Annotated in this window: 28 protein-coding genes and 3 tRNA genes; 12 read left to right on the plus strand and 19 right to left on the minus strand. The window is 68.8% G+C overall.

The window, feature by feature from the left end:
- From M2317_RS13150 to M2317_RS13160, 3 genes are read right to left on the minus strand one after another with little or no spacing between them, the layout of a single operon-like run.
- On the minus strand, nt 1-627 hold the full coding sequence (locus M2317_RS13150; RefSeq protein ID WP_429460841.1) for a hypothetical protein: 627 nt from the start codon (nt 625-627) through the stop codon (nt 1-3).
- The gene (locus tag M2317_RS13155; RefSeq protein WP_429460843.1) at nt 624-1,487 is read right to left on the minus strand and encodes a glycosyltransferase; all 864 of its coding nucleotides are present in this window, start codon (nt 1,485-1,487) and stop codon (nt 624-626) included. The genes M2317_RS13150 and M2317_RS13155 overlap by 4 nt, the downstream gene beginning before the upstream one ends.
- Nucleotides 1,488-1,546: 59 nt before the next feature.
- The gene (locus tag M2317_RS13160; protein WP_429460844.1) at nt 1,547-3,082 is read right to left on the minus strand and encodes a sugar transferase; all 1,536 of its coding nucleotides are present in this window, start codon (nt 3,080-3,082) and stop codon (nt 1,547-1,549) included.
- A gap of 350 nt (nt 3,083-3,432) precedes the next feature.
- On the opposite strand from M2317_RS13160, the gene M2317_RS13165 reads away from it, so the two are divergent.
- From M2317_RS13165 to M2317_RS13195, 7 genes are all read left to right on the plus strand, one after another.
- Complete coding sequence (locus tag M2317_RS13165) at nt 3,433-4,563, plus strand: low temperature requirement protein A (protein WP_429461162.1); 1,131 nt, start codon at nt 3,433-3,435, stop codon at nt 4,561-4,563.
- 76 nt (nt 4,564-4,639) lie between these two features.
- Nucleotides 4,640-5,644 carry an intradiol ring-cleavage dioxygenase gene (locus M2317_RS13170; RefSeq protein WP_429460846.1) on the plus strand — a complete coding sequence of 335 codons (1,005 nt, stop codon included), beginning with the start codon at nt 4,640-4,642 and terminating at the stop codon, nt 5,642-5,644.
- A 28-nt stretch (nt 5,645-5,672) separates the two neighbouring features.
- The gene (gene tatA, locus M2317_RS13175) at nt 5,673-5,843 is read left to right on the plus strand and encodes a twin-arginine translocase TatA/TatE family subunit (protein WP_429460847.1); all 171 of its coding nucleotides are present in this window, start codon (nt 5,673-5,675) and stop codon (nt 5,841-5,843) included.
- A 4-nt stretch (nt 5,844-5,847) separates the two neighbouring features.
- Nucleotides 5,848-6,621: a twin-arginine translocase subunit TatC gene (gene tatC, locus M2317_RS13180; RefSeq protein WP_429460849.1), complete on the plus strand. Its 774-nt coding sequence runs from the start codon at nt 5,848-5,850 to the stop codon at nt 6,619-6,621.
- On the plus strand, nt 6,609-7,121 hold the full coding sequence (locus M2317_RS13185) for a Sec-independent protein translocase subunit TatA/TatB (protein ID WP_429460851.1): 513 nt from the start codon (nt 6,609-6,611) through the stop codon (nt 7,119-7,121). Before tatC ends, M2317_RS13185 begins: the two co-directional genes overlap by 13 nt.
- 273 nt (nt 7,122-7,394) lie before the next feature.
- Nucleotides 7,395-7,664, plus strand: a complete 270-nt coding sequence (locus M2317_RS13190) for a hypothetical protein (RefSeq protein WP_429460852.1) — start codon at nt 7,395-7,397, stop codon at nt 7,662-7,664.
- A 230-nt stretch (nt 7,665-7,894) separates the two neighbouring features.
- The gene (locus M2317_RS13195; protein WP_429461165.1) at nt 7,895-8,926 is read left to right on the plus strand and encodes a fatty acid desaturase family protein; all 1,032 of its coding nucleotides are present in this window, start codon (nt 7,895-7,897) and stop codon (nt 8,924-8,926) included.
- A gap of 69 nt (nt 8,927-8,995) precedes the next feature.
- On the opposite strand, the gene M2317_RS13200 is transcribed toward M2317_RS13195, so the two are convergent.
- Genes M2317_RS13200 through M2317_RS13215 form a run of 4 tightly spaced genes read right to left on the minus strand, consistent with a single transcriptional unit; the run spans nt 8,996 to nt 12,557 of the window.
- A complete protein-coding gene (locus tag M2317_RS13200; protein WP_429460854.1) occupies nt 8,996-9,619 on the minus strand; it encodes a response regulator in 624 nt (207 codons plus the stop codon).
- The gene (locus M2317_RS13205; protein WP_429460856.1) at nt 9,616-10,812 is read right to left on the minus strand and encodes a sensor histidine kinase; all 1,197 of its coding nucleotides are present in this window, start codon (nt 10,810-10,812) and stop codon (nt 9,616-9,618) included. The genes M2317_RS13200 and M2317_RS13205 overlap by 4 nt, the downstream gene beginning before the upstream one ends.
- Nucleotides 10,813-10,848: 36 nt before the next feature.
- Nucleotides 10,849-11,682, minus strand: a complete 834-nt coding sequence (locus tag M2317_RS13210) for an ABC transporter permease (RefSeq protein ID WP_429460858.1) — start codon at nt 11,680-11,682, stop codon at nt 10,849-10,851.
- A complete protein-coding gene (locus tag M2317_RS13215) occupies nt 11,679-12,557 on the minus strand; it encodes an ABC transporter ATP-binding protein (protein WP_429460860.1) in 879 nt (292 codons plus the stop codon). The genes M2317_RS13210 and M2317_RS13215 overlap by 4 nt, the downstream gene beginning before the upstream one ends.
- 112 nt (nt 12,558-12,669) lie before the next feature.
- Here M2317_RS13215 and M2317_RS13220 point away from each other — a divergent pair, with 112 nt between their 5' ends.
- Nucleotides 12,670-14,067 carry an amidase gene (locus tag M2317_RS13220; RefSeq protein WP_429460862.1) on the plus strand — a complete coding sequence of 466 codons (1,398 nt, stop codon included), beginning with the start codon at nt 12,670-12,672 and terminating at the stop codon, nt 14,065-14,067.
- Nucleotides 14,068-14,152: 85 nt separating this feature from the next.
- Here M2317_RS13220 and M2317_RS13225 read toward each other — a convergent pair whose 3' ends face one another.
- Genes M2317_RS13225 through M2317_RS13255 form a run of 7 tightly spaced genes read right to left on the minus strand, consistent with a single transcriptional unit; the run spans nt 14,153 to nt 22,990 of the window.
- A complete protein-coding gene (locus M2317_RS13225) occupies nt 14,153-15,553 on the minus strand; it encodes a threonine/serine ThrE exporter family protein (RefSeq protein WP_429460863.1) in 1,401 nt (466 codons plus the stop codon).
- A 19-nt stretch (nt 15,554-15,572) separates the two neighbouring features.
- Entirely contained in the window at nt 15,573-18,221 is a 2,649-nt protein-coding gene (locus tag M2317_RS13230) for a Tat pathway signal sequence domain protein (RefSeq protein WP_429460864.1), read from the minus strand.
- Nucleotides 18,218-18,877: a DUF1961 family protein gene (locus M2317_RS13235; RefSeq protein WP_429460866.1), complete on the minus strand. Its 660-nt coding sequence runs from the start codon at nt 18,875-18,877 to the stop codon at nt 18,218-18,220. Before M2317_RS13235 ends, M2317_RS13230 begins: the two co-directional genes overlap by 4 nt.
- Entirely contained in the window at nt 18,874-19,755 is an 882-nt protein-coding gene (locus M2317_RS13240; RefSeq protein WP_429460868.1) for a carbohydrate ABC transporter permease, read from the minus strand. The genes M2317_RS13235 and M2317_RS13240 overlap by 4 nt, the downstream gene beginning before the upstream one ends.
- A complete protein-coding gene (locus M2317_RS13245) occupies nt 19,755-20,726 on the minus strand; it encodes an ABC transporter permease (RefSeq protein WP_429460869.1) in 972 nt (323 codons plus the stop codon). The genes M2317_RS13240 and M2317_RS13245 overlap by 1 nt, the downstream gene beginning before the upstream one ends.
- A gap of 55 nt (nt 20,727-20,781) precedes the next feature.
- Entirely contained in the window at nt 20,782-22,314 is a 1,533-nt protein-coding gene (locus M2317_RS13250; RefSeq protein ID WP_429460871.1) for an extracellular solute-binding protein, read from the minus strand.
- A gap of 31 nt (nt 22,315-22,345) precedes the next feature.
- Entirely contained in the window at nt 22,346-22,990 is a 645-nt protein-coding gene (locus M2317_RS13255) for a YesL family protein (protein WP_429460873.1), read from the minus strand.
- A gap of 421 nt (nt 22,991-23,411) precedes the next feature.
- Here M2317_RS13255 and M2317_RS13260 point away from each other — a divergent pair, with 421 nt between their 5' ends.
- Genes M2317_RS13260 through M2317_RS13270 form a run of 3 tightly spaced genes read left to right on the plus strand, consistent with a single transcriptional unit; the run spans nt 23,412 to nt 24,608 of the window.
- A complete protein-coding gene (locus tag M2317_RS13260) occupies nt 23,412-23,612 on the plus strand; it encodes a hypothetical protein (protein WP_429460875.1) in 201 nt (66 codons plus the stop codon).
- A 39-nt stretch (nt 23,613-23,651) separates the two neighbouring features.
- Complete coding sequence (locus tag M2317_RS13265; protein ID WP_429460877.1) at nt 23,652-23,951, plus strand: hypothetical protein; 300 nt, start codon at nt 23,652-23,654, stop codon at nt 23,949-23,951.
- A gap of 3 nt (nt 23,952-23,954) precedes the next feature.
- Nucleotides 23,955-24,608: a nucleotidyltransferase domain-containing protein gene (locus M2317_RS13270; RefSeq protein WP_429460878.1), complete on the plus strand. Its 654-nt coding sequence runs from the start codon at nt 23,955-23,957 to the stop codon at nt 24,606-24,608.
- Between the two features lie 9 nt (nt 24,609-24,617).
- Here M2317_RS13270 and M2317_RS13275 read toward each other — a convergent pair whose 3' ends face one another.
- Nucleotides 24,618-24,914 carry a hypothetical protein gene (locus M2317_RS13275; protein ID WP_429460880.1) on the minus strand — a complete coding sequence of 99 codons (297 nt, stop codon included), beginning with the start codon at nt 24,912-24,914 and terminating at the stop codon, nt 24,618-24,620.
- 71 nt (nt 24,915-24,985) lie between these two features.
- Between M2317_RS13275 and M2317_RS13280 the strand changes: the two genes are divergently transcribed.
- Nucleotides 24,986-25,231, plus strand: coding sequence for a hypothetical protein (locus M2317_RS13280; RefSeq protein ID WP_429460882.1), 246 nt, complete (start codon nt 24,986-24,988; stop codon nt 25,229-25,231).
- 13 nt (nt 25,232-25,244) lie between these two features.
- On the opposite strand, the gene M2317_RS13285 is transcribed toward M2317_RS13280, so the two are convergent.
- The 4 genes from M2317_RS13285 to M2317_RS13300 form a co-directional block, all read right to left on the minus strand.
- A complete protein-coding gene (locus tag M2317_RS13285; protein WP_429460883.1) occupies nt 25,245-26,060 on the minus strand; it encodes an aminoglycoside phosphotransferase family protein in 816 nt (271 codons plus the stop codon).
- Between the two features lie 167 nt (nt 26,061-26,227).
- A tRNA-Phe gene (locus tag M2317_RS13290) sits at nt 26,228-26,300 on the minus strand.
- A 71-nt stretch (nt 26,301-26,371) separates the two neighbouring features.
- Nucleotides 26,372-26,445 (minus strand) — tRNA-Asp (locus M2317_RS13295).
- 31 nt (nt 26,446-26,476) lie between these two features.
- Nucleotides 26,477-26,549 (minus strand) — tRNA-Glu (locus M2317_RS13300).
- Between the last annotated feature and the right edge of the window lie 257 nt (nt 26,550-26,806).

Raw genomic sequence — 26,806 nt, forward strand, 5'->3', positions numbered from 1 at the left:
TCACTCGATCCGGAAGACGGCGGAGACGGAGTACTGCACACCCGTGCCCGTGGTGATGACAGCGAGGGTGAGGGATTCGTAGGCGCCGGTGAACGCGACCGAACCGTCCGGCCCGCCCAGATCGCGCAGCCCGAGTGACGACCACCTGTCGCGATAGAAGGCGACCACGTCAGCGGCCGGCGCCTCCACGTGGCCGACGAGGGTCACCTGCATGCGACCCTCGTCACTCGTGATCGAGCTGGTCACGACGGTCGACCGCTCCATCGGTGGCACGACGTCCTCCGGGAAGCCTTCGACGAGGTGGCCCTGGGCGCTCGCCGTCTCGGGGAGCGGCCCGCTCACGAGCGGCGCGGAGGACGTGACCGGCGGCAGCGTGTAGCCGGAGTCGCCGGTCGGCTCCTGCACCTCCGAGCCGGACGTGGGTGCAGCCGAGGGCAGCGGGCCAGGGGTGCTCGGCGGCTCTTCGCTCGCAGCGGTGCCTGCCGATCCCGCTTCACCGCCGGCATCCGGAACGTCTCCAGCGGAGCCGGCCAACAGCCAGACGGCCACCGCGGCAGCGGCGACGAGGAGCGCTCCGGCTCCGATGAGCCAGCCGATGCGTCGTCTGATCGACGTCGAAGCGTTCATGTCGTCCTCGCGATCGTCGCCCTGGTGCTCTCGTCGCGGCCCCAGGCCGACTGCGGGTCGGTGGCCGCCCGACGTGCGCGCAAGCCGGCCACCAGCGTGATGACGACGTACGCGACGGCGGCAGGTGCCAACCTCGGCTCGGGCAGGACGACGTCGCGCAGCCATGCCCACCGGTCTGATCGGCGGACGCCCTTCGGGGCTGCGCCTCGTTGAGCGGCTGCGCGCATCTCGGCGTTGCCCCGGCGGACCCTGACCAGGCGATCGATCAGCTGACGCGTCGTGTGCGGCGATTCCACGCTGACGACGACGTCGGAGGCCTCGGACTTCTCCGCCGCGGAGAACTGCGCGTCGAGAAAGAGATCATCGGCGATCATGTCCGGGAACTCCCCGAATCGCCGCCTGCCCTCCGCCGAGAGCGCGATCATGCCGCGACCGAACAGGCCGTCGCGGAAGACGGGAAGCCGCTCGTTGATGGCGGAGTACGCGCGCACCGGCCAGGGGCGATCCGTGACGTCGATGCGTCGTCGCGGCATCACGGCCAGGGGGGCCGACGGCTGCTCGAACTGTGCGAGAACCGCGGCGATCCCATCGGCCGGCACCAGGATGTCCGCGTCCAGGTAGATCCGCGGGAAGCCGGTGGCGGCGCGTTCCGCCGCGTTCAGCGCCCCCGCCTTGCCTGGCTCGGGCCGGTCGATGACCGTCGCGCCGTGCTCCGCCGCGATCCGTGCTGTGGCGTCGGAGCAGCCGTTGGCGCTGACGATCACCTCCAGATCGATCCCGTCAGCGCTTGCGCGCAGCGCATCGAGGCACGCCCCGAGCACGCTCTCCTCGTCGTGCGCTGCGATGATGACTGTCAGCATGGCATCCCTCCCCGTCTGCCTGCGGTGCCGCCGTTCGGAACAGCGGTCGGCCCCGCGTCTCAGTACGCTCCGCTCGGCCGCGCCATGACCTTCGCGGTACGCCACATGATCTGCAGGTCGTTCATCACAGACCAGTTCTCGACGTATCGCAGATCCAGGCGAACGCTCTCGTCCCACGACAGGTCGCTGCGACCGGATACCTGCCACAGGCCGGTGATTCCCGGCTTGATGTACAGGCGCCGGTAGACCGTCCCGTCGTAGGCGGTGACCTCGCTGGGCAGCGGTGGCCGAGGGCCGACGACGCTCATGTCGCCGATCAGCACGTTCCAGAACTGCGGCAGTTCGTCCAGTGACAGCCTGCGCAGCACCTTTCCGACCCGCGTGACGCGCGGATCGTCCTTCATCTTGAACAGCAGACCCGCTCCCTCGTTCTGCTCCTGGAGAGCGGCGAGCTCCTGTTCGGCATCCGTCTTCATGGAGCGGAACTTCATCATCCGGAAGATCCGGCCGTCGCGACCGACCCTCTCCTGGCGGAAGAAGACCGGACCGGGTGAATCCGCCTTGATGATCAACGCGAGTGCCGGCGAGAGCAGGGCGATCGGCACGAGTGCCGCCACTGCGACCGCGATGTCGAGCGCGCGCTTGAGCAAGTGGATCCCGCCTTCGTAGGTCGGGATCTTCACGTGGATCAGCGGCAGACCCTCCACCTGGCGCAGGGACACGCGCGGACCGGCCACGTCCGTGAGACGGCTCGAGAGGATCAACTCGGATGCCGTACCCTCCAACTGCCATCCGAGGCCCTTGACGAAGTCCGGGTTCCCCTCCGGGCGGCTCGCCACGATGATCGTGTCCGCGCTGAGGCGCGTGGCGACGGACGCGACGGTATTGACGTTGCCGAGGACCGGGTACCGCTCGCCGTCGACCTCGAGGTCCACGGCGTTGCGATCGAACAACGTCGCTCCGACGACGTGGTAGGCGGTCTCGCCACCGCGGCGGAGCGAGTCGATGACGTACCCGACGTCTTCGGCATCGCCCGCCACGACGGTGCGCGATGCGTACTGTCCCGCGCGCCGGCGCCGCAACAGCCATTTGCGCCAACCCCACCGCGCGAGGATGAGCCCCAGCATCCCCAGCGGCAGGGCGATCAGCAGCATCGGCCGCAGTCCCTTCCATTCCAGCAGTACGCCGACGATCGCGAGGAGTCCGAAGGCGAGACCGCTGGCATGCGCGACGCGCGTGTATTCGGCTGCCCCGGAGCCGAAGACTGCGGCGGCGCGCGTGTTCAACACGCTCAGCGACAGGAACCAGGCGATGGCCAGAAGCATCCCACCGCGCGTGACGGCGTCGACCGGAGCATCGAGCACGAACAGCTGGACGACGGCGGTCAGGACGGTCGCGAGCACGATGATCGCCGCGTCGGTCATGCGCAGCCGCATCCGGTACCGCCGCTCCCAGAGCTGACGTCGTTCGAGCGTCGGAGACACCCGCGGCATCACGACGGTGTGCGACGCGACCTTTGGCGTGCGCGCAGCGGCGACGGGAGCGAAGGCCGTCGTGGCACGCGTGAGCCCGACCGCGTCCTCGACGGACGTCATGCTCGGACTCCCCGAGCACAGAATGAACGCAGAATTCCCCAGCGCGCCATGACTTCCCCAGTATTTCCCCAGTCCGCGCGCGTTGTGCACGCGGGTGCGCCCGCTTCCCGACCCCTCGGGATCCTGCTGCTCTTCGAGACCCCACGTCTCGAAGCGGTGGATACCGTTCCCACACGGCATCCGAATGCACCAGGCACTGCGAACTGCGGCCCACTCTAGCCGATCGGATCCTCCGTGGGAAGATTCTTCACGCGATTGGACGAAGCGCGTCCGCAGGGAAGGCCGGATGCCTGCCCTACGCTGATCCCGTGACCGATCAGAACCCCCTCGGACGTCTCCGCCTGAGCCGCATGCAACCGCGCGATGCGCACGAGCCGCACCGCACGGCCAGCACGCTGGAGCTGTTCTTCGACCTCGTCTTCGTGGTCGCGATCAGCGTCGCGTCCGCGCAGCTGCACCACGCGCTCAGCGCGGGTGACTACGTGCACGGGATCACGTCGTTCGCCATGGTGTTCTTCGCGATCTGGTGGGCGTGGATGAACTTCACCTGGTTCGCGACATCGTTCGCGACGGACGACTGGCTGTACCGGGTGCTGACGTTCGTGCAGATGGGCGGCGTCCTGATCCTCGCCGCCGGCGTCCCGGCCGCCTTCGAGCACGGCGACTTCCTGATCCCGGTCGTCGGCTACATCGTCATGCGGATCGCGATGATCGCGCAGTGGCTGCGGGCGTCCCGCGCCGAGGAGCCGCTGCGCTCGGTCACTCGCCGATACGCGGCAGGCATCGCCGCTGTCCAGCTGCTGTGGGTGGCGTTCCTCTTCGTGCCGGCATCCTTCCAGATCGCGGCCTTCGTGCTCTTCGCGCTGATCGAGATGGCCGTTCCCGTCTTCGCGGAGCACCGGCATCAGACGCCCTGGCATCCCCACCACATCACCGAGCGCTACGGCCTGTTCACGCTCATCGTGCTGGGTGAGAGCCTGCTCGCCTCGGCGAACGCCATCGTCGGCGCGCTCGAGGAGGTCGAGTCCCTCGGCCCGCTCATCGCGATCGCGGCCCTCACCCTGATCGTGACCGCCGCGCTGTGGTGGATCTATTTCTGGCCGCCCCATCACAGCGCCATCTCGTCCTTCCGCCGTTCGCTGCGCTACGGATACACGCACTACTTCGTGTTCGCCGCCGCGGCCGCGTTCTCGGCCGGCATCGAGGTCGAGATCGATGTGCTCACGCACCACAGCGAGCTGTCGAACGCCGCCGCATCCTTCACAGTGACCGTCCCGATCGCCGTGTTCCTCGTCGGCATCTGGTGGATCGCGATCCGTGAGAACGCCGACCGGCTCGTTAACGTCGTCGTGCCCGTCGGCGCCCTGCTCGTACTGCTCGACCCCGTGCTGCCGATTCCGGTCGCGCTGACCGCCGTGATCCTGATCGGCATCGTGGCGGTGCTGGTCATCCGGCCGCCGGTAGCACGCCCGAAGTCATAGACCTCGCATAGCCGGGGCACAGTGCCCTGATCGACTCCCTCGGGAAGCTGTCATCAGCTCACGGAAGGAGAAGATCATGAGCCGCATCCCCGAACCCGTCGACACCCCGAACGGTCCGACCTACGAAGGCCGCCCGCTCGACCGCCCAGACGAGGAGGTCGTCGACCAGGGCGCCCCCTTCGACATCCGCACCCTCCTCAGCCGACGCAGCGTCATCGGCCTGGCCGGGCTCGGCGTCGGAGCCGTGGTGCTGGCGGCCTGCGCACCCACCGCGACCAGCAGCACGACCGGAACCTCGTCGGACTCATCCGACGCGTCGACCGGATCCACGACGGCGGAGGGCGAGATCCCGGATGAGACCGCGGGGCCGTACCCCGGAGACGGATCCAACGGACCAGACGTCCTCGAGCAGTCGGGCATCGTCCGCCAGGACATCCGATCCTCCATCGACGGCTCCGCCACGGCCGAGGGCGTGCCGCTGACGTTCCGGCTCGACCTCCTCGACATGCAGAACGACGACGCGCCCTTCGCCGGCGTCGCCGTCTACGCCTGGCACTGCACGGCCGGGGGAGAGTACTCGATGTACTCCGAGGGCCTCGAAGACGTCACCTACCTGCGCGGCGTCCAGGTCGCGGATGCCGAGGGCAAGGTCTCGTTCACCTCGGTGTTCCCCGGGTGCTATTCGGGACGCTGGCCGCACATCCACTTCGAGGTCTACCCCGATGTCGATTCGATCACCGACTCCGCGAATGCCATCGCCACCTCCCAGATCGCCCTCCCGGAGGACGCCTGCACGACCGTCTACGCGGACTCCCGCTATGACGGCTCGTCCGAGAACCTCGCGCAGACGACGCTGTCCGGCGACAACGTGTTCGGCGACGACGCGGGGGCTCTGCAGCTGGCGACGATCACGGGGGACGCGACGAGCGGTTACACCGCGACCCTGCAGGTGCGCATCGACACCTCGACGACCCCGACCGCAGGGGCTGCGCCCTCCGGCGGCGGCGAAGGCGGCCCCGACGGCGGCGAGGGCGGCCCCGACGGCGGCGAGGGCGGCCCCGGCCAGCCCCCGTCCGATTGACCGACTTCCACCGACAGGAGACAGAGACATGTTCCAGAACCTCACCGGATGGCACGCACTGATCATCCTCGCCGTCGTCGTCCTCATCTTCGGAGCGGCGAAACTCCCCGCCCTCGCCCGCAGCGTCGGGCAGTCGATGCGAATCCTGAAGACCGAGGTGCAGACCCCGGCCGCAGAGCAGCCGACAACCGGGAAGTGATGCCATGACCGACCTCGCCACGACCCGAGTCGAGGCGGACTCCACGGCCAGGATGCCGCTGTCATCGCACCTGAGAGAAGCGCGTACGCGCGTGTTCCGGGCGGCGGCGGTGCTCCTGGCCGGGGTTATCCTCGGGTACCTGCTCTCCGGGCCGATCCTGGAGGTGCTGCGGGCGCCGATCCTTGAGATCGCCGAGTCGCAGGATGCCAGCCTCAACTACGACAGCATCACCGGTGCCTTCGATCTGAAGCTCAAGATCGCCCTGTTCGCGGGCATCGCCCTGGCCAGCCCGGTCTGGCTGTACGAGTTGTTCGCGTTCCTCGCGCCGGGGCTCACGCGTCGCGAGAAGAGGTACACCTACGGGTTCCTCGGCGCGGCCGTGCCGCTGTTCGCCGCCGGGTGCGCCGCCGGCTTCCTGTTGTTCCCGCACATGGTCGAGCTCCTCGCGAGCTTCGCGGATCCCGAGGACAGCACGCTGGTGCAGGCATCCGCGTATGTCGACTTCGTCCTGAAGGTCGTGATCGCCACCGGCATCGCGTTCGTGCTCCCGGTGTTCCTCGTGGTGCTCAACCTGCTCGGCATCCTGCCCGCGCACACGCTGGCTCGGAGCTGGCGGATCGCGATCGTGGCCATCGTGCTGTTCAGCGCGATGGTGACGCCCTCTGCCGACGTGCTGTCGATGTTCCTGATCGCGGTCCCGATGACCGCGCTGTTCCTGACCGCGCTCCTCATCGCCTGGCTGCATGACCGGAGGGAGGCGCGGGCATGTTCGGACTGACCGTTGAGAAGCTCTTCCTCGTGGCGCTGATCGCCACTGTGCTGATCGGCCCGCATCGGATGCCGCAGTACGCCGGCCGTCTCGCCGCCGTGCTGCGGCAGCTGAAGGACATGACGCTGGAGGCCAAGCGCCGGGCCGAGGAGGAGGCCGGCGCCGCGATCGTCCGCGAGGACTGGCAGTCGCTCGATCCGCGCCGCTACGACCCGCGGCGCATCATCCGCGAGGCCTGGCAGGACGCGGATGCTGCGGTGCCGGTGCCGGTGCCGGTGCCGGTGCCGGGGCCGATGCCCGTGCCCGCACCGGATCCCGTGCCCGTGCCCGCACCGGATCCCGTGCCCGAGCGCCCGTCGGGTGCGGCGCCCGTGCCGACCATCGAGGAACCGGACCAGCCGGAACCTCACGGCCGGTGGGTCGTGCATGGTTCGTCCGCGCACCCCCGCCGGGTATGGGTCCCGGCGGATCCCGTGCCGCTCAGCATCCTGTCGGCAGCCGTGAGCTGACGTCCCCACCCGTCCATATGGCGCGTGTGCACAGGGCCCTCGGCGTGTCGCGTACCGAAGCGCCGTATGGACGGGCCCGGGCCACCTTCCCAGCCCGTGTCCGAGGCCTCCTGCTAGACTGTCCATGCAACGTGAGTGACATCGCCGCAGATTCGGCCATCACGTCGCCACTGATCAGGGCCATCACGGACCACGCACACCGACGCGCGCGGCATCCGCTCTGATCGCAGAGATGCGAGGTGCGCACGCGCGCGCCCGCCACAGAGCAGAGCAATGAGCAGCAACACCATGAGCATCATCCACGAGTCCTTCGACTGGAAACAGGCCGACGACGACGTGCACGTCGCCACCCGCGACGGCGAGTTCGCCGGTTTCGTCGAGTTCGACGGCGCAGCGCACCTCGTGCGCGACAACCACGGCACCGAGTTGGGGTCCTTCCCGACCCTGGCCGACGCGCGCCGCGCGCTCGAGGGCGGCGACCGCCCCGAGGCGCACCCGCTGCGTCTGCGGCTGCGTCGCCGCATCCGTCGGGCGCGCGCCTGACCTGAGCCGAGACCCTCGCCGCCCGGTCGGAGCCGGCCCGACGTATACCGGAGACCGCATACCACCGGGGTTACGCTGGGGGAAGCGATCGGCAACTGCCTTTGGCTTCCGCAGCTCAAAGGGCTCCCGATCGGCAGGAGAGCATCATCTCCAGTACCCAGCTCGACTCGACCACTTCGACCCTCGGACCCGTGCGGCAGACGTACGCGGGCAACGCCGAGATCCCGCCGATGGCCAATGCGTACCGCGAGGTTCAGCAGGTCGTCCGCGAGACGGGCCTGATGCAGCGCACTCCGATCTTCTACTCCCTCGTCGGCGGCGCTCTCGCGCTGGCATTCGGCGGAGCCATCACGGGTTTCATCCTCCTCGGCGACAGCTGGTTCCAGCTGCTGATCGCGGGTGCCCTCGGCATCCTGTTCACACAGGTCGCCTTCCTCGCCCATGAGGCAGCGCACCGCCAGATCCTGACGTCGGGACCGGCGAACTTCCGCCTGGCGCGCATCCTCGCCGCCGGCGTCGTCGGCATCAGCTACGCCTGGTGGGACTCCAAGCACACCCGCCACCACGGCAACCCGAACCAGGTCGGCAAGGACCCGGACATCGCCGTCGACACGATCTCGTTCCTGGAGGAGGATGCCGCGAAGTCGCGTGGTCTCATCCGCCTGATCACCCGCAAGCAGGGGTGGCTGTTCTTCCCGCTGCTGACGCTGGAGGGGCTGAACCTGCACTACCTCGGGCTCAAGCACCTGACCACGCGCAAGGGCGTCAAGGGCCGTTGGACCGAGCTCAGCCTGATCGCGGTCCGTTTCGCCGTCGTCCTCGTTCCCGTGTTCCTGGTTCTGCCGCTGGGCATGGCGTTCGCCTTCATGGGCGTGCAGCTGGCCGTGTTCGGCGTCTACATGGGCGCATCGTTCGCCCCGAACCACAAGGGCATGCCGATCATCGCGCCCGACGCGCGTCTGGACTTCTTCTCGAAGCAGGTGCGCACCTCGCGCAACGTCACCGGTGGCTGGTGGGCCACCTGGTTCCTGGGCGGACTCAACCACCAGGTCGAGCACCACCTGTTCCCGAACATGTCGCGTCTGCACCTGTCGAAGGCCCGCGGGATCGTCCGCGACTACTGCTCCGCGAACGGCGTCCCGTACACCGAGACGAGCATCCTGCGCTCCTACGCGATCGTGATCGAGTATCTGAACCGCGTCGGCCTCGCAGCCAGCGACCCGTTCGACTGCCCGGCCGCGGCACAGATGCGCCGCGCGTAGCCCGCAGGTTTCGAATCGCACGAATGACCCCTTCCGTACGCGGATGAAGGGTCATTCGAACGGCGCAGGTCAGAGGATCCCGAGCTCCAGCGCCAGGGTCACCGCCCTGGTGCGGTCCGAGACGCCGAGCTTCTCGAAGGCGTGCAGCAGGTGCGTCTTCACCGTCGACTCGCCGATGAACAGTTCGCGCGCGATCTCCGGATTGCTGCGGCCGGCCGCGACGAGGCGCAGGACTTCGAGCTCGCGCGGGCTGAGCTGCGGCTTTGTTGCGGCATCCTGACGCATGCGCGTGACGAGCGTCGCGGCGATCGACGGGGCGAGCACGGTGTGCCCTTCGGCCACGGCCCTGATGCCGGCGACGATCTCCTCCTGCGGAGCCGCCTTGAGCAGGTATCCGCTCGCCCCGGCTTCGATCGCACCGAGGATGTCGTCGTCCGACTCGTAGGTCGTGAGCACGAGGACGCGGATGCCGGACAACTCGTCCGCGATCCGGGCGGTCGCCTCGGCGCCGGTGAGCCGCGGCATCCGCAGGTCCATGAGGACGATGTCCGGCCGCAGCGATGCGGCGAGATCGACGGCTTCGGCGCCGTCCGAAGCCTCGCCGACCACCTCGATGCCGTCGTCGAGGGCGATGAGGCCCACGATGCCCGCGCGAACGACGGGGTGATCGTCGGCCACGACGACTCGGATCATGACGGGTCCTTCTCTGCGGTCAGCGGGATCTCTGCGGTCAGAGGGATGCGCACGGTCAGCACGGTTCCGGCCGGCTCCGCATCCCCCACCTCCAGGATGCCGCCCACGAGCGCCACCCGCTCGCGCATGCCGGCAAGTCCGAAGCCGTTGCCGACACCGATCTGCGTTCCCCCGAGGCCTCGACCGTCGTCCTGCACCGTGAGCGCGGCATCCGCGTCGATCCGCAGCGTCAGCCGGACGGTCGTCGCCCCGGCGTGCTTGCGGACGTTCGCGAGCCCCTCCTGCGCACAGCGCAGCAGCACGACCTGCACGTCGCGGGGCACCGTGCACTCGGAAGCGTCGACGTGCACCGTCGTCCCGGTCTCCTGCTCGAAGCGTGCACCGAGGCGGTGCAGCGCCTGGGCGAGCGAGCCCGTCGGATCCGTCGCCGGCGATTCCACCACCACGAGGGCCCGTGCTTCGCGCAGCGCATCGCGTGCGGCATCCTCGATCAGCGCGATCGTCGCTGCCGACCCGTCGCGGCGTGCGCGTTCGGCGAGCATCACGATGCTCGTCAGACTCTGCGCGATCGTGTCGTGCACATCGCGGGCGAGCCGCTCGCGTTCGGCCGTCGCGCCGGCCTCGCGACTCGCGGCCTCGAGACTCGCCTGCGCGTCGGTGAGCTGCGTGAGCAGGCGCTGACGCTCGGCGCCCCATTCCGCGATCCGGGTGATCCACAGCCCGAGGGCGATCGAGAACGCGGCCGACAGCCCGGAGGTGAGCAGGCCCCCGAGCAGCGCCCAGGAGGCGAATCCACCCCAGCTCCAGTACGACACGGTGAGGACGACGGCGTTGATGATCGTCGCGACGATCGCCTGGCGGGGAGAGCGCGCGGTCATCCACAGCAGGGGCAGCACGATCGTCTGCAGCAGGAGCATGTTCGGCTGGATCGCCACCCCGAGGGCGAGCAGGACGATCATGGCGGACTGCAGGCCGTACGAGATGCCGACGGAGGGGATCGGGGATTCGCGGATGCTCACGTAGCGGCGCGCGCCGAACGCGTACACCGCGCCGATGGCCAGAGCCACGGCGACCAGGAGCCACTGCGTGCCCGGCGTCCGCGGATCCTCGGTGAGGGCCAGCGTGCACATCACGACCATGAGAGCGCCGACGGCGATGTCCCAGCCCAGTTGCTCCTTGCCGATCCGACTCATCTCACCCACTCTGGCACCTCCGCCCGGCCGGTGCGATCAGCCGTCACGACGGATCCACCGGAAGGTGACCCGGCTGAGCACGAACCCGATCACGAGCCAGACGGCGAGCATGATCGCGACCATGCCGAGCTCCCACGATCCGTTCACCTCAGCGCCCCGGAACGCGTCGGGCAGGAACACCGAGCGCATGCCCTGCGCGATCCACTTCACCGGCAGGACTCCCGCTGCGGTCTGCAACCACTCCGGCAGCATCGCGAAGGCGATGTAGACCCCCGAGATGAACTGGATCAGCAGGACGACCGGGATCACGACGGCGCCCGCGGTCTTGCCGGATCGGGGAACGGACGACAGCGCGATGCCCAGCAGGGTGCAGGTCACGAGGCCCAGCACGAAGATCCAGGCGAAGCACGCCCAGGCGGCGGGCTCGGTCGGCAGGGCCGCACCGTAGACGGTCGAGGCGACGACCATGAGCAGGGCGATCTGCAGGATCGCGGTCACGAACACCTCGCCGATCTTGCCGAGGAAGTAGGTCACCGGCGAGATCGGCGTGCCGCCGAGGCGTTTGAGAGTGCCGTCGCTCTTCTCGCTCGCGATCTCGAGTGCCGGACCCTGGACGCCGGAGAGCAGGATGCCGCCGGCGATGAGACCCGGCAGATAGTACGTCGCCATGCTCACGGCATCCGGCCCTTCGCCGAAGTCGCCGGTGAAGATGGTCGCGAAGACGACGTACATCAGCGTCGGGAACAGGAAGGTGAAGAACACCTGGTCGCCGGCGCGGAAGTACTGCTTCAGTTCGAAGCCGATGCGACGGATGCCGAGGCGGACGGTGCGCGACAGGCCGAAGGCCGGTGCGGGTGCGGTGATGGTCATGCGGGTTCCTCCACGAGAAGGTCTTCGGCGGACGGGGCGTCCCGGATCAGGCCGAGATAGATGTCTTCGAGACTCGGGCGGACGACCTCGAGGGCTCGGGGTTCGCCGCCGTCGCGGAACAGGCCGGCGACCACGGACCCCGGCTCGGTGGTCCGCTGCTCGTGCACGGTGCCGGCAGCATCCGTCCAGCGCACGAGCGGGGTGCGCGCTGCCGCGCCGCCGATCTCGTCCATCGCTCCGATCGCGACGATCCGGCCGCCCGAGATGACGGCCGCGCGGTCGCCGAGCTGTGCGGCCTCGTCGAGATAGTGCGTCGTCAGCAGGATGCTGGTGCCCTCGGCCTTGAGCGAGCGGATGAGATCCCAGAACTGGCGGCGCGCTTCCGGGTCGAAGCCGGTCGTCGGCTCGTCCAGGAACAGCAGCTCGGGGCGTCCGACGATGCCCAGCGCGACGTCGAGACGCCGCCGCTGGCCGCCGGAGAGCTTGCCGATGCGGACCTTCGCCTTGGTCTCGAGGCCGACCGCCGCGATCACCTCGTCGACGCTGCGCGGGCGGGGATAGTAGCCCGCGAACTCGGTGAGGAGTTCGCGCACGGTGACGTTGCCTGTGTCGCCGCTGGATTGCAGGACGATGCCGAGACGGGCCTTCCAGTCCAGTCCGCCGCGTTGCGGATCGACTCCGAGGACGTGGACGTCGCCCGATGTCCGGTGCCGGTATCCCTCAAGGATCTCGATCGTGGTGGACTTGCCTGCACCGTTCGGCCCGAGCAGGGCGAACGTCTCGCCGCGGCGGATGTCGAAGTCGATGCCGTCGACGGCGGTGAACGCCCCGTACGTCTTGCGCAGCGCCTGCACCTGGATCACTGTGTCGGTCATGGTTCCAGCGTGGCGGGCGCCTGCGCGCAGCGGTAGCCGTGGACGGACGGATTCCGGGGTCCACCGGTCGGTGGATGCGCCCCGGCACCCGGGGTATCCGTAGGCTCGTCCCATGAGCGAGCTGCATGACCTCACCGCGATCGAACAGCTGGCCGCGCTGCGGACGCGGGAGATCTCGCCGGTCGAGCTCGCGTCGCACTATCTCGACCGCATCGCCCGGACGGATGCCGAGCTCGGCGCGTTCGTCGAAGTCACCGCAGAGGCCGCGCTGGCACGCGCCCGTTCACTGGACTCCGCGGATCCCGACGGCGCACTGTGGGGACTCCCGTTCGCCGACAAGGATCTGGTGGCCAGGGCCGGTGTCCCGACGCGCTTCGGGTCGCGGCTGCACGCGGGCTTCGTCCCGGACGCCACGGCGGACCAGGCGGCCGTGCTCGACGAGGCGGGCGGCATCAGCCTCGGCAAGACCGCGACCCCGGAGTTCGGAATGACCGGGTACACCGAGACGCGCATCGGCCCGCCGACGCGTGACCCGTGGAATCCGGCGAACGGCGCCGGCGGCTCCAGCGGGGGAGCGGCCGCCGCCGTCGCCGCTGGTCTCCTGCCGTTGGCCCCGGGGTCGGATGCCGGCGGATCGATCCGGATCCCCGCGGCGACCGTGGGGCTGGTCGGCATCAAGCCGTCGCGCGGTCGCGTTCCTTTCGCCTCCGGACTCGACAGTCCTGGTGGGCTGGCGGTCGCGGGCCCGATCGCGCGGACCGTGGCGGATGCCGCGCTGCTGCTGGACGTCCAGATCACCGGCCGCCCCTACCCCTATGCGACCGCCGCGCCCGGCGACGGGCCATTTCGCGAGGCGACCGAACGCGTCGCCGGGCGCACGCGCATCGGCGTCACGACGGTGTCGCCGTGGGACGACGACGAGGACATCCGCCTGGATGCCGACGCCGCACGCGCGGTCGAGGTCGCCACAGCGCTGCTCGTCGACGGCCATGACGTCGACGCGTTCGACTGGCGACCGCACGGATACGCGGCGATGTTCACGGCGCTGTGGCGCACGAGCGCCGCCCGCATGGCACTGACGGACGCTGAACTCGCGCACGTCGAGCCCATCACGGCCTGGCTCGCCCGCGAGGGGCGCAGGCTGTCCGGCCGTGAGGTGCTCGACGCGCTCGCCGCGGCGACCGTGTTCGAGCGCGAGACGGTCACGGCGTTCGCGCCGTTCGACGCGGTGCTCACGCCGGCCCTCGCACTGCCGGCGCGTCCGGTCGGCTGGTTCGACGCGGAGGATGCCGCGAAGAACTTCGCCCAGCAGGTGCGCTACGCGCCGTACTCGAGCTTCGTGAACGTCGCGGGTCTTCCGGCGATCGTGGTGCCCGTGACGACGGATGCGTCCGGCCACCCCGTCTGCGTTCAGCTCATCGGGCGCCCGGGCGGAGAGGCCACGATCATCGCGCTCGCCGCCGAACTCGAGCGTCGCACCGGTCGGATGCCGCACCCGCCGAACTGGTGATCGATACGCCGCGCGGTGGAAGACGAACGTCGGTCATGGCGCGTCGGAACCGGCATGTGCCTTCCCTACCGAGGCTCGGCGCCCGTCAGTGCCGGACCCTGGCGCGTGACTTCGCGACGCCGGCGAGCGTCGCGCGCAACGGCGTGCCGAGATAGAGCCCCAGAGACGCCCCGGCGGCCAGGCCGACGCCGATGGACGCGGCCAGGACGAGCGGGGCGATGCTCACCAGCATCGACTCGGGTGTGCCGTCCGAGTCCGCCAGCCCCAGCAGACCGCGGAACACGGTCAATCCGGGGACGAGCGGCACGATCGCGGCCGTCGTGACAGCGACCGACGGCACGTGCAGATTGCGCGCGACCAGGATCCCGATGAAGCTCGCCAGCAGCGCGCCGACCGCGCTGGCCGCGCCTTCATGGATGCCCAGCAGCAGGGACGAGCTGTAGCCGAGGATCGCGATCACGCTCAGGGCGGCGCTGACGACGATGATCCGGAGACCTGCGCCGTTGAACAGCGCGACCGCGACGGCGATGATGACGGCCCCCGCGATCTGAGCTGGCAAGGGACCGAAGGGCAGGGCGTCGTCGGGACGCTCGAAACCGTACCCGACGAGCTGCGCGACTCCGAGCCCGATGAGGATGCCCAGGACGACGCCGACGGTCTGCATCGTGAGATCGAGGATGCGTCCGCCGGCGGTGAGCGCGAACCCGTCGATCGCGTCCTGAGCCGCGGCGACGACGGACAGCCCCGAGAGCATCAGGACGATGCCCGCGGCCACCATGATCGAGGGGCGCACGCCGTCGAACGGCGCGATCCCCGCTGATCCGAGCGCGGCGACCACCGTCGCGAACGCGGTGATGATGAACGCGCCGGCGATCTGACCGAAGAACGACGGCACGCGCGCCTTGGCGAGTCCGGCCTGTGCGAAGGCCGCAGCCAGCGCCGCGAGGAAGGCGAGCACGATGAGCGCGGGCGTCGCGTCGAACAGAATGGCGACGCCGACAGCGAGCAGTGCGCGGGCGACGATCACGACGGTCGGGCGGTACAGGAACGGCGTCCGCCGGATCGCCCGGAACGTGCTGCGCGCCTCGTCGAGCCCCATCCCGTCCTGGATGTCGGCGAGGAGAGCCTGCAGCCGCTGCAGCTTGGCGTGATCGGGTGACGCCGCGTGCACGACGCGCAGCAGGGTCGTCGGCGCATCGTCCTCGCCGAGGTGGTGCGACACCGTGATCGATGTGAAGGTCACGTCCACCTGCACGCCTTTGAGCCCGTAGACCTGCGCGACGCGAGTGATCGCGAACGTCACGTCATGGGCGGACGCGCCGACCGCGAACATCGATTCGCCGATGCGCAGCGCGAGATCCAGGATCCTCGACACGACCGTCGCGTTGAGGATCGGGTGCACCTCGGTGAGCGCGACGCGCGACGGATCGGTCCGGATCGCCCTGCGCACCGAGGCCAGGAACCGCGACGGGCGTTCGGAGGACATCTCCCCATTGTGGGGCAGATCAGCTCCCGGAATCACTCCGAACCGCGGGCAGCCGGTGACCGATCAGCGCGAGGTTCTGGATCGCAGCGAGACCGTACTGCGCGACGTCGTTGGTGCCCACGCTCGGCGCCTCGTCCACCGGGTTGAGCACCGCGGGTCCGTCGATGCGGCGCAGGACGAAGTCTCGCCGGTGCACGAGCCACTCACCGATGCCCTCGAAGGCCTGCCATGCGGCATCCGCGAGCTCGTCGTCGCCCGTCGCCGCCGCGACGTACGCCGTCAGCCGGCTGTGCGCCTGCTCGAGATGGATGCCGGTGAGCCGCTGCCCGACCGCCTCCTCCTGCTCCTGCGGGGAGGCGAGGTAGAGCCGGCAGTACTGCAGCCAGGCGTCGCGGAAGCCGGGCACGTCGACCAGCGAGATCAGCTCGCTCGCGACCTCGACCAGGCCGAAGACGGCACTGAGGTGCGAGACCGCGATGCGGTCGCGGGTCGTGTCGAAGCGGCCGGTCTCGATGTCGTACAGCGCTTCCCCGGTGAGGAACCCGTGCGGCAGGGCGCCGATGTCGGCCATCGTCCCGAGCAGCCGGTCGCGGGAGCGCTCGTTCCCGGTGCGCTCCCAGTCGGCGAGCCAGGTGGCCGCGAGCGCGCCCCAGTCCGTCCCGAGCCCGACGGCCAGCGCCGCCCGATCGGGACGGTAGGTCGCGGCGTCCGTGCGCACCTTGCGCGTCGGGTCGGTGTCGACGAAGCGCTCGTCGCTGTCGCGCAGCTCGGTGAGGAGGTCGCCGACCCGCTCGTCGGCGGTGAGGTAGTGGAAGATCCGCCGGTAGATCGGGCTCGAGATGCGCAGCTGCTTGGCGCTGCATCCCCAGTGCTGGACGTTGTGCCGGGAGCCGAGACCCTGCCAGCGGCCGAGGTGGTAGACGTCGACCTCGCCGGTGTGGCGGGTCATCGCCTCGGCGAGCCGGAAGACATCCGCGCGGCCGCTGCGCAGGTACGAGTACCAGAGCCAGAGGTCGGGGGAGAGCTCGCTGTTGTCCCAGGCGTAGCCGCCGACGTCATAGCGCCACACGTGGCGATCGAGGTCGTAGGCGTGCATGACGTCGCCGTAGTTCCAGAATCCGTACCAGCGGCGCTGGTCGATCTGGCCGAGATAGAAGTCGAGCAGGAAGTCGTTGCTGTCCTCGATCTCGGTGCGCGCCGGCGTCGACCGATCGACCGGCGCCCAGTCGCCGAAGACGCCGACGGCGTGCAGATGCGCTGGCGTCGGCTGCAGCAGCGGCGGTCGCTGCATCGCCTCGACGGAGGCGGCGACCTCCTCGATCAGCGGCGTCGCGTCATAGGCGAACAGGGTCAGCTCGTGGGTGCGGGCGACACCGTGGGCGTCACCGAAACCGGGCTCGTAGTCCTCGTACGTGATCTCCAGGCCCTCGAGCTGGGTCGCGAAATCGTCCTGGCCGAAACCGTCGTGATAGAACCGCACGTCCATCGGCTGCGCCTCGGGCGCATACAGCCATGCCGTCAGCTCGGCGCGCTCGCCGGCTGCTCCCCGCAGGTCGAGCTGGCCGGGGTGCGACTGCCAGAACGAGCGGATGCCGAGGCCGAAGCCACCCGTCGGATCGCTGATCGCGACGTATCCCTCCGCCCTGGTGCCCGCCCCGGCGTCGATCCAGGCGTGGCCGGGTGCGGTGCGCTTGCGGATGCCGAAGCCGTCGGCGCTCAGCTGTGTCAGCGTGAGGTCATTCCACGAGGGAATGAGGTCGAGCCGTGTCGAGACCTCGGGGTTCCAGGTGTCCGTCGGCGGTGTCTGCTCGCCGCGGATCTGCGCGGCGCGGACTTCAGCGCCTGGATCACGGCGCAGACCCGTGAGACCGCGGACCGCTTCGGCGAAGAAGCCGCCGTCCGTCCCGGCGACGCGGACATGACGGTCGTGCAGGTCCGCACGCAGCGGCACGTCGGCGCGGACACCGAGTCCGGCGAGGAAATCGTGCTCGGCGTCGCCGTCCCAGATCACCGAGTGCACGAGGCGCACCTCGGCGGAGCCTGCCATGATGACGAAGCGGACGGTGAACGGCAGCCATTCGCGGGCGGCGTCCTCGGAACGGTGCACGCCATCGACGCGCACCACGGCGCGGATCGGACCGTTCTGTTCGAGCACCACCGTGTGAACGCGCGAGCGGAACCGACGGCGCGGCGCGGCACCGCCGTCCTCGGGGAGCTCCTCCTGCAGCAGACTCACCAGGCGCAGATCCTCGGCGACGACGCGACCGCCGCGGGTCACCCGGTGCGCCAGCACATCCGACGGCGCGCTCGGGAACGCGATCTCGAGGATGCCGTTGCCCACGACGATCTCTTCGCCGGCGCTCTCGACCTGAACGGGGGATCCGGCGGCGGGCGCGGCATCCGACCCTGTGGCGATCTCATACGAGCCGGGGGCGTCCAACGCCCCGACGGCGCACCCGGCCCACTTGATCGAGCCGTCCGGCCACGTCGCGAGCGGCCAGAACTGCGCGGGCACGGCGTCGCCGCCGACTTCGCGCAGCCGCAGGGCGGCAGGGTCGGCGACGGTGCCGCGGGGCAGCGGGACACCCCACGTCGAGCCGCCGCGCAGACGGGCGGGGCTCTCGCCATCGAGCCAGCGGAGCGGAACGGTCACGGTCGAATCGGTCACAGCGAGTGAACCTCCAGGTTGCGGTAGCAGGCGACGAGGGGCGCCATCTGGCGGAACCCGATCCGCCCGTCACGGATGCGAGGACCGGTGCTGTCGTCATCGGTCCAGTCGAACAGCGGCAGATCGTCGATCGAGAAGGCGACGCGCGCGCCGTCCTTCAGGACCGTGATGCGGTAGAACGCCTCGCGGGCGTCGACGACCGGCGGCAGCGGGTCGGCACCCTGCGACACGAGGTGGAACCCGGGGGACTTGCGCAGGTTGCAGGTGTGGAACGCGCGCTCGTCCTCCCATCGGCGCCGGAAGTACGACACGTGCAGGGTGCGGATGTCGCCGGAGTGGTACTGCGGGTAGGCCCCACTGCGCGGCGCCAGAGCGTCGTCGAAGATGCCGTCGGCATCCGGGTGCTGCTCGGCATCCGCGGCAGCGCCGAAGAACAGCATCGCGAGCCCCGGCTCCGAGCGCGGCGAGAACTCCCACGTGATCCGGATGCGGTCGCCGAACGACTCGGGGCACCAGAACGTGAAGTGGTCGTCGACGCCGCCGCTGCTGGAGAGCAGCATCCCCTCGCCTGTCGGCTCGGCCGAGACCGGGCCTTCGGCGACCCAGCCGTCCAGATCGGATGCCGAGGTCAGCGGGTTGCGGTACAGCAGGGTCATCCCTTCACCGATCCGATCAGCATCCCCTTCGCGAAGTGCTTCTGCAGGAACGGGTAGAACAGGATGATCGGCAGCGTGGCCACGATGATCACCGCGAACTTGATGCCCTGCGCCGGCGGCAGCTGGGTCGGGTCCTGCTCGACGACCGACAGGTCGGTGGCGACCGTCACCTGGCGCAGGAACATCTGCAGCGTCCACATCGAGTTGTCGTTGAGGTACAGCAGCGGCGACATGAAGTCGTTCCAGATGCCGACCGCATAGAACAGCGCGAACGTGGCGAGCACGGGCTTGGACAGCGGCAGGATGATGCTCCACAGGGTCTGCAGCTCGTTCGCGCCGTCGATCTTCGCGGACTCCTCGAGCTCGGCGGGGAGCTGCTGGAAGAAGTTCTTGATGATGATGAGGCTGAACGGGTTGATCGCCATCGGCAGGATCAGGGCCCAGTAGTTGTTGAGCAGGCCGAGGTCCTTCACGACGAGGAACGTCGGGATCATGCCGCCGCCGAACACCATCGTGAACACGATGAGCGACAGGATCAGCTTCCCTCCGGGGAGGTTCGCCTTGCTCAGCGGATACGCCATGGAGGCGGTCAGCATGAGCTGAACGAGCGTTCCCACCGCGGTCACTGCGATCGTCGTGACGAGCGCCCTGAGGAATGCGGGGCTGGTGAAGATCGCCTCGTACGCCTTGAGCGAGAACGTCTCCGGCCACAGGAAGAACGAGCGCGTCGCGAGCTCCGCCTCGGTCGCGAACGACCCGGCGAGCACGAACACGAACGGCACCAGCGCGAGGATCGCCACGGCGACCATGAGCGCGATGTTGAACACGTCGAACACGCGCCCTGCGGGGGTGTTGAACCGATACTTCTCGCGTGCCATCAGAAGATCCCTGCCTGGGTGAAGCGCTTGGCGAGCCAGTTCGCGCCGAAGATGAGGACGACGCCGACGATCGCCTTGAAGAGGCCGACCGCGGTGCTGTAGCTGTAGGAGCCCTGCGTGATGCCCATGAAGTACACGTAGGTGTCGAAGACATCGGCGACCGAGCGGTTGAGCGAGTTCGTCATGAGGTAGATCTGCTCGAAACCGGTGTTGAGGACCTGGCCCATCTGCAGCACGAGCATGACGATGATGGTCGGCAGGATCGAGGGCAGCGTGATGTGCCACACGCGCTGGAAGCGGCCTGCGCCGTCGATGATCGCGGCCTCGTACTGGGCCTGGTCGACGCCGGCGAGGGCGGCGAGGAAGATGATCGTCCCCCAGCCGGTGTTCTTCCAGATGTCCTGCAGCACGATGATCGGCCGGAACCAGGCCGGGTCGGCGAGGAAGTTCACATCCGTGCCCAGGACGTTGTTGATCAGCTGGAACAGCGGACCGATGTCGAGCGCGAAGAGCAGGTAGGTCAGCGATGCGACGACGGTCCACGACAGGAAGTGCGGGATGTAGATGAGCGTCTGCACGGTGCGCTTGAGGATCATGAGGCGCATCTCGTTGAGCAGCAGCGCCACGATGATCGTCAGTGGGAACGCGATCACCAGGCTCAGCAGCGCGAGGATCAGCGTGTTGGCGAGCAGCCGGGGGAAGTCGGGCGACGAGAAGAAATCCTCGAAGTGCGCGAAGCCGACCCACGGGCTGTCCTGGATGCCGAGGAACGGCACGTAGTCCTTGAACGCGATGATCGCGCCGTACATCGGCCAGTAACGGAACAGGACGAAGTAGATGATGCCTGGCAGCAGCAGCAGGTAGAGCCACTTGAACTGCGTGAAGTGCACACGGACGCCGCGGCGCCGCTTGGACGTCTTCTCGACGGTCAGCGTCTCGGTCGCCGTCACGGCGTTGTCGAGCATGGTCATAGGAGAACCTCTCGGGAGGCTGGGGCGGCACCAGGTGCCGCCCCAGCGATCCGGATCAGGAGTCGGCGTCCGCCAGCTCGTTGATCTCGGCGATGACGTCGTCGCCACCGCTCGAGCGCCACAGGTCGACAGCATCCTGCAGGCCGTCCAGATCGAGCTGCCCGGCGATGTACTGGATGCGGGCGTCGGCGACGATCGTGTCCAGCTGCGCGCCCTTGGACACGTAGGTCTCGGACACGTAGGCGGCCGACGGGTCGTAGACGGCGGACTCGAGGTCGGAGGCCTCGATCTCCTTGCGCTTGTCGTACATCTCCTGCTCGTACTCGGACGCCTGCTTGGGCAGGTAGCCCTGGAAGCCGGTGACGTTCGTGCCGAGCTGCGCGTAGCTGGCCGAGGTGTCCTTGTCCGCCTGCGGGACGTCGTCGATCGCGACGGCGAGGTCGCCGTCGAGCTCGTACGTGACGCCCTCGATGCCGTTGTTCAGCAACGGACCGACCGTGTCCGAGTTCATCTTGTTCAGCACCTCGAGGACCGCGCGCAGCTGCTCCTCGGTCTTGACCTGAGCCTTCGGGATGGCGAGGAAGCCGCTGTACCCGGCGGTCGGGAGGGCGTTCAGCTCGCCGTCCGGGCCTTCGAGGTTGCCGGTGACGTCGACGTAGTTCTGGAAGCCCTCGGGGTCCTGCTCCTTGAGCAGGGTCATCAGCTGGCCGGCACGGGAGTGCACGTCGATGATGATGCCGCCCTTGCCGGTGAGGAACGGCTCGTTCCACTTCGCGGAGTCGAAAGTCGCGTAATCGGGGTTGACGACGCCGTCCTCGACGAGCTCGCGCTCGAACTGGACGGCTTCGAGCCACTCGTCGGTGGTGAAGTTCGGGACCAGCTCGCCGTCGCGCTCGGTCCAGCGGTTGCCCGCGCCGTACCAGGTCTCGATGGCATCCCACGGGCTGTTGGTGCCGATCGTGCCCGGCCACTTGGGGATGATGAGGCCGTAGGTGTCGTCGACGCCGTTGCCGTCGGGGTCGTTCTCGGTGAAGGCCGTGGCGACCTCGCGGAGTTCGTCGGTGGTCGTCGGCAGGTCGAGGCCGAGGTTCGCCAGCCAGTCCTTGCGGATGATGACGGCTTCGCGCATGACGTCGCGCGACCGGAAGATGCCGTAGACCTTGCCGTTGATGCTGGAGGAGTGCTGCACCTGGGGGAACGTCGTCTTGAGGTTGTCGTAGTCGTCGAGGTAGTCGGTGAGGTCCCAGAACGCGCCGGCCTCGGCGTTGCGGACGAAGCCGGGATCCTTGCCCTGGATCACCATGACCTGGGGCAGGTCGTCGCCGGCGAGGGTGATGTTGACCTTGTCGCCGTAGGACGAGTTCGGCACCCAGGTGATGTCGAGGTCGACGCCGATCTCGTCCTCGATCGCGGTCTCGAACTGGTTGCCGTCCTCGGGTGCGTTGGTCACGAGGTAGGGCGCCATGATGGACAACGTGTCCAGCTCGGCGGCCTCCGTTCCGGCATCCGGTCCGGCGGAACAGCTGGTCAGTGCCAACGCGGCGACGGCGGCGATGCCGATGCCGGAGGCGAGGGTGCGGTGCTTCATGAGAGCTCCTTCGTTGGGGGTGGGGAGGGGATCAGGTCGGGATGCCTGCGTCGGCGAGGCGGCGGTCGTTGGCCGTGAAGAAGCCGATGCACAGCGCGGTGCTGAGCGTCAGCCAGGCTCCGAGTGAGAGGAAGGGGATGATGCCGGGGAGGATGAGGCTCGCGGTCACGACGACGACGGCCGCGAGCAGGAGCAGGACGGCGTGCGGAAGGCTCCGAAGGACCCAGCGGAACGCGGTCGGGACGTAGGAGCGCAGGCCGAGGTCGTAGTGCGCGAACATCGGAACGGCGACGGCGGTGACGGCGAAGGCGAGGGCCAGGGCGGCGCAGGTCAGGATGCCGAGCGGCGCGCCCAGCGAACCGGCGGCGTACTGGCCGAGGGCGCTCGCCGCGAGGAGAGCCGTGATCGCGAAGGCGGGGCCGAGCGCGGCGTTGGCGCGCCAGAACTCGCGTCGCCAGGCTGCGGCGAAGGAACGCGTGGCCGCGAAGCCGTCGCCGCGCAGGCGTCGGCGGGTGAGTTCTGCTGCGGCGGCGGATGCCGGGGCGATGCCGAGCACGATGCCGCCGGCGATGGCGAAGACGATCCAGAGCAGGTTGACCGTCGCGACCCACCACAGCCACTCGAAGGCGGCGTGCGCGCGCAGAGCCCAGACCGGCGAGGCGGCGTTCGTCGTCATCAGCTCTCCAACGTTGCAGGGCGGGGCAGAGATCTTCGGAATGCGTTTTCCCAAGAAGTCGTCCGTGAACGCTAACCCGCATGCCGCGCGTGCGTCAAGCCGAAATCGGCTCTGTGATAAAAACGTTTCACACTGCGTCGCGGCGTGACGCCGGTGCCGCCGCGGTCGGAATGGAAGAGAAATGCCGGTCATGCCCGGGCATGACCGGCATTTCTCTTCTCCGCTGCGCGAGGCGGTGGGCTCAGGGCCAGATCGGTGTGGTGCGATGTGCGCAGCGGGCGAATTCGGAGCCGTCGAGATCGTCCGCGTCTCGCCGATCCCGAGCGAGGGCCACGGCACGTGATCACAGCCGGAGCGGTGAGCACAAGGATCCGCCTCGAGGGGGAGGCGCGATGGCCGGTATCCGCGTAGCGTCTCCTGCATGACCGATCAGGAAGAGGGCCCGCAGAAGAACTCCGGCAGCGGCGTCGGAGTCGGCATCGCGCTCGGTCTGCCGTTCGGGGCCGCGCTGGGAATGCTGCTGTTCGACAACCTCGTCCTGGGCGCCGGTATCGGGCTCGCCATGGGCATCGCGATCGGCGCCGGGTTCGAGATGTCGAGGAAGGGCGAGGAGTCGGAGTAGGTCGCTGCTGAACGTGAGGCGCATTGGTAGCGTGGAGCGATGTTCGTCTTCGGAGTCGTGGCGGCCGCGACCGGTGTCATCGTGTTCCATCTCGCGCTCGCGAGCACCGTGCGCGCGAATGCCGGCATCCGGATCCCGTTCTTCCGCAGGCCCGAGATCGTGCCGCAAGGCTCGATCGCGCTGCGGGCGATCGGCGCCGGACTCATCGTCTTCGGAGCCGTGATGCTCAGTACGACCGCGTGGTACCTGCCGTTGCTGGTCGTCCTGGTGGGACCGGTCGCCGCGCTGGTCGCGATCGTGGTCCACAACGTCCTGGCGCAGCGCGGCGCGAGGGTCTGAGCGATGTCGTCGTCTCCTGTCCCGCTTCCTCAGCCCGAGTCCGCGCGACCGCTGCCACCGGAGGAGTTCGCGCGCTGGTACGGGCCGTGGGATCCGCTGACACCGGACTCGATCGCCGGCTTCCTCGAGGGATTCGATCGACCGTGGTGGATCGTCGGGGGATGGGCGCTCGAGAAGGCGACGGGCGTCAGCCGCACCCATGAGGACATGGATGTCTCGATCGCGCATCACGATGCCGAGGCGCTGCGCGTGTTCCTCGCGGTGCGCGGGTGGACGACCTGGAACGTCGACAGCGGCTGGCTGCGTCCGTTCGACGAGCGGTTCCGTGAGATCCGCAGCGACAGCGGGATCTGGGTGCGTGCCGATGCGCGTTCGCCGTGGGTGCTCGATGTGCCGCTGACGCGGTTCAACGATGGCCGCTGGACCAACAAGCGGCTCCCGTCGCAGGAGTGCGACCTCGACGAGGTCACCTGGGTCGCGGAGGACGGCCTGCGCTACCTCAACCCCGAAGTGGTGCTGCTCATGAAGGCCGCGCAGGTGCGCGAGAAGGATGTCGCGGATGCCGAGGCCACTCTCGGGCTCCTCGATGAGCGCCAGCGTTCGTGGCTGCGGGACACGATCGTCCAGCTCGATCCCACGCATCCGTGGGCGGCATAGCGGCGAAGGTCAGGCGGGCGTCAGCCGGAGCCGCCCGCGCAGGAACGGCAGGGCCGGGGCGCGGTAGCTCAGCATCCCCTCATCGCCCGGCTTCAGGGTGATCTCGGCCTGCCCGAAGCGCCACATGCGGTTGAACAGGAACACCCCGAGGATCACGTCGTGCTCGGACGAGACCTGCCAGGTGCCGAGGCCCCACTGCGTCGGCTGGCCCTTGCCCTCGATCACCAGGGTCGGACGGATGCCGGCGTAGAGCGCGAACCAGGGCTTGTGGAGGTTCAACTCGATGCGGCGGGTCCCAGAGGTCATGCTGTTCACGCTACCGGGCGCTACGCTTCGGGCATCGCCATCGCGTGGCGATCAGGCGGATCGGAGGGGCGATGGACGTGAGGGAGCGCCGGTGGCCGTGGGTCGCCGCGCTCATCGTCGCGGTGGCGGCACCGCTCCTCGCGTTCGGCTGGTGGACGGGGTTCTGCGCGGATTCGCCGGACGCGTCGCAGAGCTTCTGCATGACGGGGCCGTTGATCGGGTGGCCGGCGGCGTGGACGGTCGGCGTGCTCTGCGCGGCGCTGTTCGTCTATGCGCTCGTGCGGCTGGTGTGCTGGCGCCCGCGGGGGAGCGAATGAGGACGCGCGGCGCTCAGCCGATGAGACCGATCAGGTGGCGGGCCTGGGCTTCGGTCGTCCCTGGTGGGTTGCGTCGGAATCCGCCGTTGCCGGGGAGCAGCATAACCAGCCAGAAGGCCGCCCACAGGGGGCGGTAGGCGTGCATCCGCGTCCGTTCGTCGTCGGACAGGCCGACAGCGGTTGACAGCGCCTCGGGATCGTAGACGCCGGCGAGCCGGGCGGCGATGTGTTCGACGTGATCGGCGAGCTCGTACGCGGGGTCCGTGAGGCCGCCGTCCTCGAAGTCGACGAGGCGGCAGGTCTCGCCGTCCCAGAGGACGTTCGCGGGATTGAGATCGGCGATCCCGAGCGCCGTGAGCTGCGGTGCCGGAAGGACGTCCGGGCGGGTCAGCCAGCCCCGCGCGGCGTCGATCCCGTGCTGGACGAGCGCGGGATCCTGGCATGGCGAGAGATCGTGGCTTTCGTCCAGCCAGCCGGCGAGTGCGTGCGGGAGCGTCGACGGTCCGTAGCGGCGCTCGCCGATTCCCGCGGCTCGGATCTGCTCGACCCGGATGCTGTAGAGATCGCGCAGCGCTCGGCCGAGGGCCGTGGTCTGCTGCGCCGTCAGCGGCTCCTGACCGAGGGGATGGCCGGGGAGACGTTCCATGACGACCACGGGATGACCGTCCGCGGTCTCGCGTCTCAGAGGGCGCGGGGCGATGCCCGGCGCGTACTCGTCGATTATGCGCAGACAGGCCCATTCGCGATCGGCTTCGCCGTCGGCCCAGTTCAGAAATCGCTTGCGAACCTCCGAACCGGTGAGGCTCAGGTCGTGGGTGTGGGACGGCATCGTCACAGCCTACGGAGAGGGGCAGGATGCTCAGCGACGGTGACCGGGCCGAATCCGGCGTGAAGGCGTTTCGTCTCGCTGCGCTCGCTCAGCACCAGGGCAAAGCAAAACCCCCGCCATGTAGAAGCTAGGCGAGGGTTTCTAAGGTGATTGTAATGATCACCCTGTGGCTCCGACGGGCGTCGATCCCGTGACCTCACGATTTTCAGTCGTGCGCTCTACCAACTGAGCTACAGAGCCTCGCGGCACGAACGAACCTGCCGCGTCTTAGACGACAGGCCCTCTTCGAGAAAAGGGCCTGTCGCTCAGAGCGACCCTGACGGGACTTGAACCCGCGACCTCCGCCGTGACAGGGCGGCACGCTAACCAACTGCGCTACAGGGCCATGCTTTTAAATTGTATCGGAACCGTAGGAGTGACCCCAACGGGATTCGAACCCGTGCTACCGCCGTGAAAGGGCGGCGTCCTAGGCCGCTAAACGATGGGGCCGAAGTCTGTCCCGGAGGACTTCCTTGCCGACGCTCAAGCATAAAGGATGCTTTGACGAAAACGCGAATCGAGGGCGCGCCCTCTTTCTGATCGGGCGTGTCGGGAGGACGATGGATGCCGTGAGTCGTGCCGATCCGCACGCCCGAGCCCGGATGAACGTGCGCGACCACTGTTGCAGATGTGAAACTTGTTGTTAGTGTGACATCTGTGAAACCGGCGGAAGGAGCCGTGTGAACGAGGAGCTTACGGACGAAGCT

Source organism: Microbacterium sp. ZKA21, assembly GCF_050434165.1.
Taxonomy (GTDB): domain Bacteria; phylum Actinomycetota; class Actinomycetes; order Actinomycetales; family Microbacteriaceae; genus Microbacterium.

What these genes read in the sequence shown, in the direction of transcription:
- M2317_RS13150 (WP_429460841.1), bottom strand. Translation starts at nt 627, where the DNA reads ATGAACGCTTCGACGTCGATCAGACGACGCATCGGCTGGCTCATCGGA.
- M2317_RS13155 (WP_429460843.1), bottom strand. Translation starts at nt 1,487, where the DNA reads ATGCTGACAGTCATCATCGCAGCGCACGACGAGGAGAGCGTGCTCGGG.
- M2317_RS13160 (WP_429460844.1), bottom strand. Translation starts at nt 3,082, where the DNA reads ATGACGTCCGTCGAGGACGCGGTCGGGCTCACGCGTGCCACGACGGCC.
- M2317_RS13165 (WP_429461162.1), top strand. Translation starts at nt 3,433, where the DNA reads ATGCAACCGCGCGATGCGCACGAGCCGCACCGCACGGCCAGCACGCTG.
- M2317_RS13170 (WP_429460846.1), top strand. Translation starts at nt 4,640, where the DNA reads ATGAGCCGCATCCCCGAACCCGTCGACACCCCGAACGGTCCGACCTAC.
- tatA (WP_429460847.1), top strand. Translation starts at nt 5,673, where the DNA reads ATGTTCCAGAACCTCACCGGATGGCACGCACTGATCATCCTCGCCGTC.
- tatC (WP_429460849.1), top strand. Translation starts at nt 5,848, where the DNA reads ATGACCGACCTCGCCACGACCCGAGTCGAGGCGGACTCCACGGCCAGG.
- M2317_RS13185 (WP_429460851.1), top strand. Translation starts at nt 6,609, where the DNA reads ATGTTCGGACTGACCGTTGAGAAGCTCTTCCTCGTGGCGCTGATCGCC.
- M2317_RS13190 (WP_429460852.1), top strand. Translation starts at nt 7,395, where the DNA reads ATGAGCAGCAACACCATGAGCATCATCCACGAGTCCTTCGACTGGAAA.
- M2317_RS13195 (WP_429461165.1), top strand. Translation starts at nt 7,895, where the DNA reads ATGGCCAATGCGTACCGCGAGGTTCAGCAGGTCGTCCGCGAGACGGGC.
- M2317_RS13200 (WP_429460854.1), bottom strand. Translation starts at nt 9,619, where the DNA reads ATGATCCGAGTCGTCGTGGCCGACGATCACCCCGTCGTTCGCGCGGGC.
- M2317_RS13205 (WP_429460856.1), bottom strand. Translation starts at nt 10,812, where the DNA reads ATGAGTCGGATCGGCAAGGAGCAACTGGGCTGGGACATCGCCGTCGGC.
- M2317_RS13210 (WP_429460858.1), bottom strand. Translation starts at nt 11,682, where the DNA reads ATGACCATCACCGCACCCGCACCGGCCTTCGGCCTGTCGCGCACCGTC.
- M2317_RS13215 (WP_429460860.1), bottom strand. Translation starts at nt 12,557, where the DNA reads ATGACCGACACAGTGATCCAGGTGCAGGCGCTGCGCAAGACGTACGGG.
- M2317_RS13220 (WP_429460862.1), top strand. Translation starts at nt 12,670, where the DNA reads ATGAGCGAGCTGCATGACCTCACCGCGATCGAACAGCTGGCCGCGCTG.
- M2317_RS13225 (WP_429460863.1), bottom strand. Translation starts at nt 15,553, where the DNA reads ATGTCCTCCGAACGCCCGTCGCGGTTCCTGGCCTCGGTGCGCAGGGCG.
- M2317_RS13235 (WP_429460866.1), bottom strand. Translation starts at nt 18,877, where the DNA reads ATGACCCTGCTGTACCGCAACCCGCTGACCTCGGCATCCGATCTGGAC.
- M2317_RS13240 (WP_429460868.1), bottom strand. Translation starts at nt 19,755, where the DNA reads ATGGCACGCGAGAAGTATCGGTTCAACACCCCCGCAGGGCGCGTGTTC.
- M2317_RS13245 (WP_429460869.1), bottom strand. Translation starts at nt 20,726, where the DNA reads ATGACCATGCTCGACAACGCCGTGACGGCGACCGAGACGCTGACCGTC.
- M2317_RS13250 (WP_429460871.1), bottom strand. Translation starts at nt 22,314, where the DNA reads ATGAAGCACCGCACCCTCGCCTCCGGCATCGGCATCGCCGCCGTCGCC.
- M2317_RS13255 (WP_429460873.1), bottom strand. Translation starts at nt 22,990, where the DNA reads ATGACGACGAACGCCGCCTCGCCGGTCTGGGCTCTGCGCGCGCACGCC.
- M2317_RS13260 (WP_429460875.1), top strand. Translation starts at nt 23,412, where the DNA reads ATGACCGATCAGGAAGAGGGCCCGCAGAAGAACTCCGGCAGCGGCGTC.
- M2317_RS13265 (WP_429460877.1), top strand. Translation starts at nt 23,652, where the DNA reads ATGTTCGTCTTCGGAGTCGTGGCGGCCGCGACCGGTGTCATCGTGTTC.
- M2317_RS13270 (WP_429460878.1), top strand. Translation starts at nt 23,955, where the DNA reads ATGTCGTCGTCTCCTGTCCCGCTTCCTCAGCCCGAGTCCGCGCGACCG.
- M2317_RS13275 (WP_429460880.1), bottom strand. Translation starts at nt 24,914, where the DNA reads ATGACCTCTGGGACCCGCCGCATCGAGTTGAACCTCCACAAGCCCTGG.
- M2317_RS13280 (WP_429460882.1), top strand. Translation starts at nt 24,986, where the DNA reads ATGGACGTGAGGGAGCGCCGGTGGCCGTGGGTCGCCGCGCTCATCGTC.
- M2317_RS13285 (WP_429460883.1), bottom strand. Translation starts at nt 26,060, where the DNA reads ATGCCGTCCCACACCCACGACCTGAGCCTCACCGGTTCGGAGGTTCGC.